This is a genomic window from Asanoa sp. WMMD1127 (assembly GCF_029626225.1).
In the GTDB taxonomy this organism is placed as follows: Bacteria; Actinomycetota; Actinomycetes; order Mycobacteriales; family Micromonosporaceae; genus Asanoa.
Genome location: NZ_JARUBP010000001.1, coordinates 221,664 through 233,926 on the forward strand (window position 1 = coordinate 221,664; position 12,263 = coordinate 233,926).

The 12,263-nt window shown below is 72.7% G+C and carries 11 protein-coding genes; 7 read left to right on the plus strand and 4 right to left on the minus strand.

From position 1 onward, the window contains the following. Nucleotides 1–3 precede the first annotated feature (3 nt). Nucleotides 4–1,194 (minus strand): ABC transporter substrate-binding protein, encoded by a 1,191-nt coding sequence (locus O7635_RS01175; protein WP_278078513.1) that lies wholly within the window; start codon nucleotides 1,192–1,194, stop codon nucleotides 4–6. Between the two features lie 398 nt (nucleotides 1,195–1,592). On the opposite strand from O7635_RS01175, the gene O7635_RS01180 reads away from it, so the two are divergent. From O7635_RS01180 to O7635_RS01195, 4 genes are read left to right on the plus strand one after another with little or no spacing between them, the layout of a single operon-like run. Beyond that, complete coding sequence (locus O7635_RS01180; protein ID WP_278078514.1) at nucleotides 1,593–4,511, plus strand: nitrate- and nitrite sensing domain-containing protein; 2,919 nt, start codon at nucleotides 1,593–1,595, stop codon at nucleotides 4,509–4,511. Further along, nucleotides 4,508–4,924, plus strand: a complete 417-nt coding sequence (locus tag O7635_RS01185; RefSeq protein ID WP_278078515.1) for a roadblock/LC7 domain-containing protein — start codon at nucleotides 4,508–4,510, stop codon at nucleotides 4,922–4,924. The genes O7635_RS01180 and O7635_RS01185 overlap by 4 nt, the downstream gene beginning before the upstream one ends. Before the next feature lie 53 nt (nucleotides 4,925–4,977). After that, a complete protein-coding gene (locus O7635_RS01190; RefSeq protein WP_278078516.1) occupies nucleotides 4,978–5,343 on the plus strand; it encodes a DUF742 domain-containing protein in 366 nt (121 codons plus the stop codon). Continuing rightward, complete coding sequence (locus tag O7635_RS01195; protein WP_278078517.1) at nucleotides 5,324–5,938, plus strand: ATP/GTP-binding protein; 615 nt, start codon at nucleotides 5,324–5,326, stop codon at nucleotides 5,936–5,938. The genes O7635_RS01190 and O7635_RS01195 overlap by 20 nt, the downstream gene beginning before the upstream one ends. Nucleotides 5,939–5,960: 22 nt before the next feature. Here O7635_RS01195 and O7635_RS01200 read toward each other — a convergent pair whose 3' ends face one another. After that, nucleotides 5,961–6,905 carry a sugar phosphate isomerase/epimerase gene (locus tag O7635_RS01200; RefSeq protein ID WP_278078518.1) on the minus strand — a complete coding sequence of 315 codons (945 nt, stop codon included), beginning with the start codon at nucleotides 6,903–6,905 and terminating at the stop codon, nucleotides 5,961–5,963. Nucleotides 6,906–7,138: 233 nt separating this feature from the next. Here O7635_RS01200 and O7635_RS01205 point away from each other — a divergent pair, with 233 nt between their 5' ends. After that, nucleotides 7,139–8,176, plus strand: a complete 1,038-nt coding sequence (locus tag O7635_RS01205) for a glutathione S-transferase C-terminal domain-containing protein (protein ID WP_278078519.1) — start codon at nucleotides 7,139–7,141, stop codon at nucleotides 8,174–8,176. A gap of 33 nt (nucleotides 8,177–8,209) precedes the next feature. Then, nucleotides 8,210–9,553 carry an MFS transporter gene (locus O7635_RS01210; RefSeq protein ID WP_278078520.1) on the plus strand — a complete coding sequence of 448 codons (1,344 nt, stop codon included), beginning with the start codon at nucleotides 8,210–8,212 and terminating at the stop codon, nucleotides 9,551–9,553. On the opposite strand, the gene O7635_RS01215 is transcribed toward O7635_RS01210, so the two are convergent. Further along, nucleotides 9,550–10,008: an SRPBCC domain-containing protein gene (locus tag O7635_RS01215; protein WP_278078521.1), complete on the minus strand. Its 459-nt coding sequence runs from the start codon at nucleotides 10,006–10,008 to the stop codon at nucleotides 9,550–9,552. The two genes, O7635_RS01210 and O7635_RS01215, sit on opposite strands and share 4 nt — an antisense overlap. 97 nt (nucleotides 10,009–10,105) lie before the next feature. On the opposite strand from O7635_RS01215, the gene O7635_RS01220 reads away from it, so the two are divergent. Next, nucleotides 10,106–11,335, plus strand: a complete 1,230-nt coding sequence (locus O7635_RS01220; protein ID WP_278078522.1) for an alpha/beta fold hydrolase — start codon at nucleotides 10,106–10,108, stop codon at nucleotides 11,333–11,335. On the opposite strand, the gene O7635_RS01225 is transcribed toward O7635_RS01220, so the two are convergent. Then, nucleotides 11,332–12,228: an IS5 family transposase gene (locus tag O7635_RS01225; protein ID WP_278078523.1), complete on the minus strand. Its 897-nt coding sequence runs from the start codon at nucleotides 12,226–12,228 to the stop codon at nucleotides 11,332–11,334. The two genes, O7635_RS01220 and O7635_RS01225, sit on opposite strands and share 4 nt — an antisense overlap. Nucleotides 12,229–12,263: the final 35 nt, after the last annotated feature.

Here is a 12,263-nt window from a genome sequence, read left to right on the forward strand (position 1 = left end):
CCGTCAGCCGGCCAGGCGCCAGCGGCCGCCGCGGGCGACCAGCATCGTGAGCGACTGGCGCATGAGGCCGGAGTGGTTGTCGGGAGTCAGCCGGATCGCGCCGGAGAGACCGTCCATTTGCGACGTCTCGATCTGGTCCCGGATCGCGGCCCGGTCCGGCGCCTCCGGGTCGGCGTCGACCCGCACGGCCGCGTCGGTCACCAGCTGCAGCGCGTCGGCCGCGAACGACGCGATGCCGTGGTAGCTGCCGAACCGGGCCGTGTAGTCGCGGAACCACTGCTTGCGGGCGGCCTTCGCGGGCGTCGTCGCGATCACGTCGTCGATCACCATGGTCTGCGTGAACACCATCGTGGTGCCGTCGGGAGTGTTGCCGGCGTCGCCGGCGAGGAACAGGTCGCCGGCCGCGCCGGCGTCGAAGTAGAGCCGGCCGCGGTAGTCGTCCTCGGCCAGCGCGGCGCTGGCCTGGGCGGCCTGCTCGGCGCCCGTCCAGACGAGGATCCCGTCGGGCGCCTTGTCGGCGAGCGAGGCGACGCGCTCGTCGAGGTCGTCGTCGGTCGGCTTGACGGCCGTCTTGGCCGCCAGTTTCAGGCCGACCTTGCCCAGCTCCCGGTCGAGCGCCTCGACGCCCTCCGCACCGTAGCCGTCGCGGGTGTGCAGCAGGCCGAGCTTGCGCAACCCGGGCGTGCGGCTCAGCTCGGCGGCGAGCGCGGCGGCGTTGTCGTTGGCGTTGGGACCCACCTTGAACAGGAAGCGGCGCTCGGCGACCGGGCTGGCCACGGCGCCGGCGGCGGCCAGCGAGATCGCCGGGATGCCCTGGTCGTTGAGGGTCTTCGCGGCGTTGACCGCGCACAGGTCGCAGGAGCCGAGGATGATCGCGCTGACCGCCCGGTTCCTGCTGAAGTCGGCGAGGTTCCGCTGGCTCTCCGCCGGATCGGACCGGTTGTCCTTGACCTCCAGCCGGACCGTCCGGCCGCCGGTGAGGCCGGACCCGTTGAGCTGGTCGACCCGCAGCTCGAGCGCGCGCTGGAAGGCCCGGCCCTCGGCCGCGTCGGCGCCCGACAGCTCGAGGTCGGCGGCCACCACGATCGGGCCGCGGACGGTGCCCGCGACCGGGTCGCCACCACCGCAGCCGGCGGCGGTGACCACGAGCGCGGTCGCCACGAACGCGCGGGCCATCGAATTGACGAGCGTCACGGGATGCCTCCTGACCGGAGTTCCTCAGTGGAGAGACGACGACCGGGTGCGGCCCGGCAAGCGTTGAGAAACCTTGCCAAGCTCGCTCACTCCGGTCAAGCGCGAGAAATCCACGCATCTGAGTGTCTCGAATCATGGGAATCAAGTCCGATTGGTGGACATTACTTTGCGTGCGTGGGCGAACACGGAGATCGAGACCCGGCAGCTCAGCGCGTTGTCCGAATGGCCAGGTTGCGGCACCGACTGACCGATCCGCACTTGACGACCGTTTACTGCCCGTCTCCCCCTTCCGTACATCGTCAGACTCTGATGAAATCGCCGCCGTGCCGCGTGAGCCGCGGGGGCGCCGTGACGACCGGTGGCGGACCCGCCACGTAACCCACCACGGAGGCGATGGCGTGAGCACCGGACGGATGACGCTGTCCAACCGCCGCCCGGCAGCCGCCGGGCTGGAGCGCCGCGGGTTCCCGCGGCTCGCCGACGCGCGCATCCGGTCCAAGCTCGGCCTGCTGCTGCTGGTGCCGCTGATCGCCGTCGTCGCGCTCGCCGCGGTCCGGCTGGTCGACGTGTCCCGCCAGGCGTCCGACGCGACGCTCATCCGCTCCCTCAGCGAGCTGTCGATCGACGTATCGGCGTTGACGCAGAACCTGCACAAGGAGCGGATGGCCGCCGCCGCGTTCCTGGCCACGCCGGAGGCCAGGACCGACGCCTACAACCTGCGCGTGCGCGGCACGGACGAGCTGGTGGTGACCTACCGCGCCCGCCGGGCCAACCTGCCCGACCTCCCGGACACGGTCCGCGACCGGCTCGCCGCGATCGACGGCCACCTGGCCGGGCTCGCCGGCATCCGCGAGGAGACGCTGGCCCGCGGGCAGATGTCGGTCGCCGAGGCGGTGCTGCGCTATGGGGTGGTCCTCAACGACCTCGTGGCGTACGGCGAGGCGCTCGGTCAGGTGTCCGGCGAGGGCGACCTCGCGGAGAGCCTGCGGGCCATGGCCGCATTCGCCCGCGCCAAGGTCGCCACCGCCGAGGAGGAGGCGGTCGTCTTCGTCGCGCTGACCTCCGGCGGCCTGAGCGAGGAGCAGTTCTCCGCCTTCGTCGCGACGCTGACGAGCCAGCAGGAGGCGTTCGTCGCGTTCGCCGGCTCGGCGTCGGCCGCGCAGCGGGCGGCGGTCGACCGGACCGTGACCGGCGACGCGTCCCTGCTGGCCGACCAGGTCTCCGCCCAGCTGACCCGCTCGGTCGGCGAGCCGGCGCCGTTCCCGGCCGCGGTCGGCAGCCCCGCGATCGGCGCGGTCACCGACCTGATGCGCTACGCCGAGACCAACCTCGAACGCGACCTGCTCGGCCAGGCCGACGACGCCCGCTCCGCCGCCGTGCGGCAGGCCACCGTCGAGGGCACGCTCGTGCTCACCGTGCTGCTGATCGCGGTGCTGCTGGCGATCGTCATCGCCCGGTCGCTCAACCGCTCGCTGTTCCGCCTGCGCGACGGCGCGCTGACCGTGGCCAACCACAGCCTGCCCGAGAGCGTCGCCCGGCTGCGCGAGCTCGAGAAGGTCGGCGAGGGGGGCGTCGAGGAGATCGTCAGCGAGGTACGCGACCCGATCCAGCTGACCAACCGCGACGAGGTGGGCGAGGTCGCCGTCGCCTTCAACGTGGTGCACCGCGAGGCGGTGCGGATCGCGGCCGAACAGGCGGCGCTGCGCACCAGCGTCTCCGCGATGTTCCTGACGCTCGCCCGGCGCAGCCAGACGCTGGTCGACCGGATCATCGGCGAGCTCGACTCGATCGAGCGCGGCGAGGAGGACCCGAAGCGGCTGGCCAAGCTGTTCGTCCTCGACCACCTGGCGACCCGGATGCGCCGCAACGACGAGAATCTCCTCGTGCTGGCCGGCGCCGACACCGCGCCGCCGCGCCGCGAGGACGCGCTGCTGATCGACGCGCTGCGCGCCGCACAGTCCGAAGTGGAGTTCTACAACCGGATCGAGTTCGGCACCGTCGACCCCGACATCTCCGTGTCGGCGCACGCCGTCAACGACGTCGTGCGGATCCTCTCCGAGCTGCTCGACAACGCCACCCGGTTCTCGCCGCCCAACACGGTGGTGGTGGCCGACGCCCGGCGGATCCGGGACTACGTCGTCGTGCAGGTCGAGGACCGCGGCCTCGGCCTCGACGACGACCAGCTCGAGGTGCTCAACCACCGCCTGCGGTCGCCGTCGCCGGTCGACGTCTCCGCGTTCCGGTTGATGGGCCTGGCCGTGGTGTCCCGGCTCGCGGCCCGCTACCGCATCCTGGTCGAACTGCGCCGCACCCTCGACCAGGGCACGGTCGCGCTGGTCACGCTGCCCGCCGAGATCGTGGTGCTGCCGCAGGCGGGCCGGCCGCCGACGCTGCTGCCCCGCAAGCGGGTGCCGGCCGGGGCGGAGGTCGGCGGCGCGGCCGCCAGCAACGGCCATGTGCCCGGTGGCAGCGCCTGGGCCAACCGCGCGTCGGCCACCACCCTGGCGGAGCCGCCGCCCACGCCGGCGCAGTGGGACGTGCCCCTGCCGCAGCGCCCCGGCTTCGCCACCGACCCACTGCCACCCGCCGCGACGCCGATGGCCGGCGGTGGTTTCCCACGGCCACCCGTCGCGGGTGGCGACTCAGCCCTGCTCGCCGAGCCCAACCGGGAGGCGACCACCGAAATGCCGATCTTCCGGGAGATGGAAGCCGTCTGGTTCCAGTCCCACGGCCACAGCTCGACCCAGATCCTCAACCTCCCGGGCGACGCCTTGCCCCCGCCACGCCCGACCGCCGCTCCGGTTCCGCCGGGCGCCGGGTCCGTCCCGCCGATGGCCGCACCGGTTCCGCCGGGCGCCGGGTCCGTCCCGCCGATGGCCGCACCGGGTCGCGGGCCGCTCTTGCCGGGCGCCGAGCCGGTGGTGCTCGCTCCTGCCGCCGCACCATCGCCGGCGCCCATGCCACCACCCGTACCGCCGCCCGTTCCGCCCACCGTCCCGCCCCAGCGGACCGCCCCCGTCGGGGACCGGTCGGCGGGCGGCGACGATCTCTGGCGTACCGCTGCCGATGAGGGTTGGGACCGGGCGACCAAGGCCGCGAGCCCCTTGGCCGGCGGCACCACCCGCTCCGGCCTGCCGAAGCGGGTGCCGCAGGCCCAGCTCGTCCCCGGCGGCGTGGAGACCCGGCCGAGCCAGGGCGTCAAACGGGCGCCGGAAGAGGTCCGCGGGCTGCTCTCCGCCTACCACCGCGGCGTGCAACGCGGCCGGGTCGCCGGCGCCGAGCTCGACAACACCCCACCGAGCAAGGAGAACCGATGAACAGGGCACCGACCATGGGCGACATGGCCTGGCTGCTGAGCAACTTCGCCGACAGCGTGGCCGGCATCGCCCACGTGGTCGCGGTATCGGCCGACGGTCTCCTGCTCGCCTCCTCCCGGGACCTGCCGGCCGACCGGGCCGACCAGCTCGCCGCGATCACGTCCGGCGTGGTGAGCCTGACCAGCGGCGCCGCCCGGATGTTCGACGGCGGCAACGTGCTGCAAACCGTTATCGAGATGCACAGTGGATACCTGTTCCTGATGTCCATCAGCGACGGTTCGTCGATGGCCGTGCTGGCCGCCCGCAACAGCGACGTCGGCCAGGTCGGCTACGAGATGGCCCTGCTGGTCGAGCGCGTCGGCAAGGCCCTGTCGCCGGAGCGCCGCGAAGCCGCGATCGGCCGCCGGTCCTAGCGCCATGCACAGTGAAGTGCCGCCCCCGCACAGCAGTGAGGAGGTAACCGCGCATGGAACCGCCGCACGGCGATCCCCGCGGCGCGCTGGTGCGCCCGTACGCGGTTACCCGCGGCCGAACCGAGCCGTCCCGGCACATCGCGCTGGAAGCGGTGCTCTCGGCCAGCGAGCGGGCGGTGGTCGAGGCCCGGTTCGCGGGGCACGACAAGTACCGCATCGCGCAGATCTGCCAGTCGACGCCCCAGTCGCTGGCGGAGATCGCCGCGTACACCCGGCTTCCGCTCGGTGTCGCCCGGGTGATCGTCGCCGACATGGTCGCCGAGGGCCTGCTGACGCTGCACAGCGCCGCACCCGCGCAACGGTATGAGGAGCGGATGGAAGTGTTGGAGAGGGTGCTAAGTGGACTACGCAGGCTCTGACCGCGGCCACGGGCCGGGCATCATCTCGGCGAAGATCGTGATCGCCGGGGGCTTCGGCGTGGGCAAGACCACGATGGTCGGCGCCGTCTCCGAGATCACCCCGTTGACCACCGAGGCGCTGCTGACCCAGGCCGGCGAGGGGATCGACGACCGCTCGAAGGTGCCCGGCAAGGAGACCACGACCGTCGCGATGGACTTCGGCCGGATCACCATGGCCGACGACCTCATCCTCTATCTGTTCGGCACGCCCGGCCAGACCCGGTTCTGGTTCATGTGGGACGAGATCATCCGCGGCGCGGTCGGCGCGGTGGTGCTCGTCGACACCCGGCGGATCAGCGACGCGTTCGCGCCCCTCGACTATTTCGAGAACCAGAACCTGCCGTACATGGTGGCGCTCAACTGTTTCGACGGCGCGCCCGTCTACGAGGTCGACGAGGTGCGCGAGGCGCTCGCCATCTCCCCCAGGGTGCCGCTGGTGCTGACCGACGCGCGCCGGCGGGCGGCCGTCAAGGAGACGCTGATCGCGGTCGTGCAGCACGCGATGCAGGCGCTGCGCGAGGAGTTCGGCCGCGGCACGCCGACGCCGGTCGGCTAGCCGCGGCCGAACCCGGCGAGAGCTAGAAGCGCAGGTTGGCCAGGTAGTTGTAGCCCACCCGGGCCGTGTCGATCGCCTGGGCCGGCTGGCGCGGGTCGGTGCCCGCGTCGTCCCGCTCGATGATGAACTCGTCGATGCCCGCCTCGCGCCCGTGCCGGAAGATCCGGGCGAAGTCGATCAGGCCCTGACCGGCGTCCTCGAACGAGCCGTCGGCGTTCATGTCCTTGACGTGGAACTGCTTGATCCGACCGCGGTTCTCGTGGATGACGTCGACCGGGTCGTGCGCGCCCCGGGTGACCCAGAACAGGTCGACCTCGAGGTGCACCAGGTCGGGGTCGGTCTCCTGGGTGATGATGTCGAAGCCGGTGGTGGTGCCACCGTCGAGGCGGAAGAACTCGAAGTGGTGGTTGTGGTAGCCGAAGCGCAGCCCGGCACGCCTGGCCAGCGCGCCGGCCTTGTTGAGGTCGCGGGCGAACGCCCGGTAGGTCGCCGAGTCGCGGATGACGCCGTTGGCGCCCACGCCGAAGAACGGGTGGACGATGTAGCGCTGGCCCAACAGCTTGGCGTCGGCCAACGCGGCCTGCCACGTCGCGGCGTCGAACGGCTGCGGGATGCCGACGTGACCGGAGGTCGCCCGCAGCCCGGCGGCGTCGAGTTCGGCCTTGAACTGCGCGGCGGTGCGGCCGACGAAGCCGGCGTGCTCGACCCGGGTGTAGCCGATGTCGGCCAGCGCCCGCAGCGTGCCCGGCAGGTCGGCGGCCAGCTGGTCGCGCAGGGTGTAGAGCTGCACGCTGATGTGGTCGCGGGGCACCCGGCCGCGGCCGCTGCCGCCGCGCTCGCCCGCGCTGGCCGGGGTGGCGCCGGCGGCCAGCCCGCCCACGGCGCCGACGGCCCCCGCCGCCGCGGCGACGGTCGCGGCCCGCAGCGCGCCGCGCCGGGTCAGGGTGTGCAGCTGCTCCTCCGCCAACGGCGGGACGCTCTGGTGTGCTTCGTTACCGGTGACGCACATGGATGGATGCCTCCTGGCGTTCGGGACGGGAAACTCGACCAGCATCGATGCTCGGTCAAGCTACCGCGCTCCGCCACTCGAGAGGAAGATCTGGATGACCGGAAGGCTTGTCGATGCGGCAGCATCGACAAGGCTGAGGACGGGCGGGGCTGGCACTGCGGTCCGGCGGTTGGCGAGGCAGTATGGGACGCATGTCGGAAACCGCGACCGAGCAGGGCGTCTACGTCAACCCCTCCGGTGAGTTCACCCGCGACCAGCGCTACATCGCCACCCGGATCACCCGCGACGGGCGCGACGGCTACCCGGTGGAGCCCGGCCGCTACCGGCTCGTGGTCAGCCGGGCCTGCCCCTGGGCCAGCCGGGCGGTGATCGTCCGCCGCCTGCTCGGGCTGGAGGACGCGATCTCGATGGCCATCGCCGGCCCGACCCACGACAAGCGGAGCTGGACGTTCGACCTGGCCCCGGGCGGCCGCGACCCGGTGCTCGGCTACGAGCGCCTCCAGGAGGCGTTCTTCAAGCGCTTCCCCGGGTACGAGCGCGGCATCACCGTGCCGGCCGTCGTCGACGTGACCACCGGCGAGGTGGTGACCAACGACTATCCGCAGATCACCATCGACATGTCGCTGGAGTGGCGCGAGTTCCAGCGTGACGGCGCACCGGAGCTCTACCCGGAGGCGCTGCGCGAGGAGATCGACGCGGTCAACCAGGTGGTCTTCAAGGACGTCAACAACGGCGTCTACCGGGCCGGCTTCGCAGGGACACAGGAGGCGTACGAAAAGGCGTACACCCGGCTCTTCGATCGGCTCGACTGGTTGTCGGAGCGGCTGGCCGGCCAGCGCTATCTCGTCGGCGACACGATCACCGAGGCCGATGTGCGGCTGTTCACCACGCTGGTCCGGTTCGACCCGGTCTATCACGGCCACTTCAAGTGCAACCGGCAGAAGCTGACCGAGCTGCCGGTGCTCTGGGCGTACGCGCGGGACCTGTTCACGACTCCCGGCTTCGGCGACACCGTCGACTTCGACCACATCAAGCGCCACTACTACGAGGTGCACCGCGACATCAACCCGACCGGCATCGTGCCGGCAGGTCCCGACCTCGCCGGCTGGCTGACCCCGCACGGCCGCGAGGAGCTGGGCGGCCGGCCGTTCGGCGACGGCACCCCGCCCGGTCCCGTGCGGCCCGACGAGGTGGTCCCCGCGGAGCACACGCCGCTGAAACTCGGTTGACCTGAAGCGGGCTTCAAGTCGGATCATCGTGCGGTGACCGCCACCGCCACCGCGCCCTCCGCCACCCTCTTCGACCGCCGCCACGCGCTGGCCACGACCGGCGCGACCAGCCTGGTCTTCCTGGCCGCGTTCGAGGCGTTGGCGGTCACCACGGTGATGCCGGCGATCACGGACGACCTCGACGGACGCTCGCTCTACGCGCTGGCGTTCGTGGCCACCACCGCGGCCAACGTGGTCGGCAGCGTCGCGGCCGGCGCCTGGGCCGACCGCCGCGGGCCGCGCCGGGCGCTGCTGGTGGCGATCGCCGTCTTCGCGCTCGGCCTGGCCGTGGCGGGCACGGCCACCAGCATGACGGTCTTCGTGGTGGGCCGGTTGCTGCAGGGGTTGGGCGCCGGCGGCATCACGGTCGCGCTGTACGTGGTCGTCGCCGGGCTCTTCCCGGCCGCGCTGCACCCGCGGATCTTCGGGCTGTTCGCCGCGGCCTGGGTGGTGCCGTCGATGGTCGGCCCGTTCGTGGCCGGTCTGGTGGCCGACGCGTGGAGCTGGCACTGGGTGTTCCTCGGCGTGCTGGTGCTGGTCGCGGTCGCGACGCTGGTGATCCTGCCCGTGCTGCGGGTCGCCGTCGCGCCGTCGGGCGACGGCTCGCCCCGGGCCGGCCGGCGGATCGCCGCGGCGGCCGTGGTCGCCGTCGCCGCCGTGGTCGCGGGCGTGTCGAGCGAGCTGCCGGACGCCCGGGGCTGGCTGTTGCTGGCGGTCGCCGGCGCGGTCGTGGTCGCCACCGTCCGCGCGCTGCTGCCGCCCGGCACCCTGCGGGCCCGGCCCGGTCTGCCCGGCGCGGTGCTGCTCAGCGCCGCCGCCGGCGCCACCTTCTTCAGCACCGAGGTCTATCTGCCGCTGCTGCTGCACGACCGCTACGGGTTGCCGAGCTGGCTGTCCGGCTTCACGCTGACCGTCGGCGCGATCGCCTGGGCGACCGGCTCCCACGTGCAGGGCCGGCTCGGTTGGCCCGCGCAGCGCGTGCTCCGGCTCGGCGCCCTGCTCCTGGCCACCGGCGCCGCCGCCGAGCTCGCCACCGCCCTGATCACGCCGCACTGGGTGTTCGTCGGCGCCGGCTGGCTGCTGGCCGGCGGCGGGATGGGCCTGATGTATCCCCGCGTCTCGACCCTGGTGCTGGCCGCCTCGGCGCCGGGCACCCAGGGTTTCAACACAGCCGCCAAGAGCATCGCCGACGTGGTGGGCGCCAGCCTGGCGCTCGCGCTGACGGGCCTGCTCTTCCAGTCACTGGCCGGCGTCGGCGCCTGGTGGTCCTTCGCCGGCACCCTCACCCTCTCGACGCTCTTCGGCGCGGCCGCCGTCACCGTCGCCCGCCGCGTCTAGGACGCGCGGGACCGGTAGGACTCGAGGACGGCTGTCCAGCCGCCGTCGGCGGCGAAGCGGGCGTGGTCGGCGGTCTGGTCCGCGTGCCAGCCGCTGTGTTCGAGGCGCACGTCGGTGGCCGAGCCGTCCGGGGTGAAGCTCACGTCGACCAGGGTCGCGCCCGGGGTACGCAGTCCGTGCGTCCAGCTCAGCGCCACCCGGGCCGACAGCTCCCAGATGCCGACCTCGCCCCAGCCGTGCTCGGCGCCGTCCCGCGCCCGCTCGTAGATCCGACCGCCGACCCGGGACTCGAGCACCACGGCGGCCAGCGCGTCGCCGCTCGCCGTGAACGCGGGCGGCCACCAGTCGCCGATCTTGGCCGTGAACAGGTCGAACGCCTCCGTCGGCCCGACCGGCACGACCAGCTCGCGGACGATCGGCGGCAGCGCCGAATCCTCGTACCCCCGGCTCGTCATGATCCGTTTCTCCCCTGCTTTCGGCTTTCACCAGACTGCCAGTCCGGGGCGTGCGACGCTGGCCAGAGCCAGAGGCCAGCCCCAGGTGGAGGTTCCGATGACCAGAATCGGCGCCAAGGACGAGCTGTTCGGCGCGCACACGCTGCGAACCATGGGGCACGCCCCCTACGGCGGTGCCGACATCGGTGAATGTCTGGCCACGCTGGCCCGGGTCCAGGGCACCGACCTCTCCAGTTGGTACGGCGAGTGGACGCTGACCGCCAACCGCGTGCAGGCGCTGGCCGAGGCGGAGGAGACCGCCGGGCACGTGGAGAGCGCGCGGCTGGCCTACTGGCGGGCGTCGAACTACTTCCGCAACGCCGGGACGATGCTGCTCGGGGCCCCGCTCGACCGGCGGGCCGTCGAGGCCAACCTGCGGCAGACCGATGCCTTCCGGCGCGGCGCCCAGCTGATGCCCTCGCCGCCGCGGCAGGTGGAGATCCCGTGCGGCGACACCACTTTGCCCGGTTACCTGTTCCGGAGCGAGGGCCCGGCGGGCGACCGGCCGATGCTGATCGCGCTCGGCGGCTACGACGGCACGGCCGAGGAGAACTACTTCTTCAACGGGGCGGCCGCGCTGGCCCGCGGCTACGACGTGCTGACCTTCGACGGGCCCGGGCAGGGCGCGGCGCTGCTGCAGCGCGGCATGGTCATGCGGCCGGACTACGAGAACGTGATCACCCCGGTGGTCGACTTCGTGCTGCAGCAGACGGGGGTCGACCCCAACCGGATCGCCCTGGTGGGCCTGAGTCTCGGTGGCTATCTCGCGCCGCGGGCGGCCAGCGGCGAGCACCGGCTGGCGGCGTGCATCGCCGACGGGGGCCAGTACGACCTGTTCGACGCCGTGCTGCAGCGGATGCCGGCTCCGGTCGCGCGCGGGTTCGCCGAGGGACGCTCGTCGTCGGCGGCGATGCTCCGCCGGGTGCTGCGCGGGATGGAGCGGCGGCCGACGGCGGGCTGGTCGCTGCGCCGCGGCCAGCTCGTGCACGGCGCGGCCGACTCGGTGACCTACCTCGACATGCTGCGCGACTACACGCTCAAGGGCCGGGCCGGGCGGATCACCTGCCCGACGCTGGTCTGCCACGCCGAGTCCGACCCGCTGGGCGCCCAGGCCCCGGAGCTCTACGACGCGCTGACCGGTCGCAAGGAGCTGATCACCTTCACGGTGGCGGAGGGCGCGGGCGACCACTGCGAGGCGGGCGCTCGTACGCTCTTCCACGCGCGCGCCTTCGGCTGGCTCGACTCGATCCTGCGCCCGGCCCAGGTGCTGAGCGGCAGCGGCTACTAGGCCGTGTTTCGTAGGGCTCGGAGCCATTGGTTGATGGCCGCGATGGTCAGGGTGGCTTCGTAGCGCACGGCGAGTTTGTCGTACCTGGTGGCCATGGCGCGGTGGTGTTTGAGCTGGTTGATGCCGCACTCGACGGCGTGACGCGCCCGGTAGAGGTTGGGGTCGAAGGCGGGCGGACGGCCGCCCTTGGAGCCCTTGGCCTTACGGTGTTCGTCTTGGTCGGTCTTGCTCGGGATGCAGGCTCGGATGCCGCGGCGGCGCAGGTGGGCGCGGTTGGCTGCGGAGGTGTACGCCTTGTCTGCCAGGACGGTGTCCGGGCGGGTCCGGGGCCGGCCGCCATCGGCGCGCGTGACACGCACTTTGGCCAGCACGGGGATGAACTGAGGGCTGTCGCCGCGTTGGCCGGCGGTGACTATCGCGGCCATTAGTTTGCGGCCCTGCTCGCAGGCCAGATGGGTCTTGGTGGTCCAGCCGCCCCGGGACCGGCCGAGCGCGTGATCTGCCGGCTCGCTCTGCGTTCCGCCGGGCGGCTCCTTCTGCCCGTCACCGTCGCGGCGGGCGCCCGCGGCGTGCTGATGGGCGCGGCTGATGGTGGAGTCCACGCTCACCGTCCAGCCGATCAACCCGGCCGCGTCCGCCCGGGCCTGCAACACCGCCAGAATCTGCGCCCAGACCCCGTCGCGCTGCCAACGGCGGAACCATCGATACAGCGTCTGCCACGGCGGATACACCGCCGGAACGTCTCGCCACGGCGAGCCGGTCCGGACCCGCCACCGGATCCCGTCGATGATCATCCTCATGGTCCATTTGCGGGGCTGATCACGACCGGTTCCCGCCGGCAACGGCGGTTCGAGCACCGCCCACTGCACGTCGGTCAGGTCATGTCGCCTCACTGCCGCTACGCTCGGCACGAGGTCTCCGGTGTGAA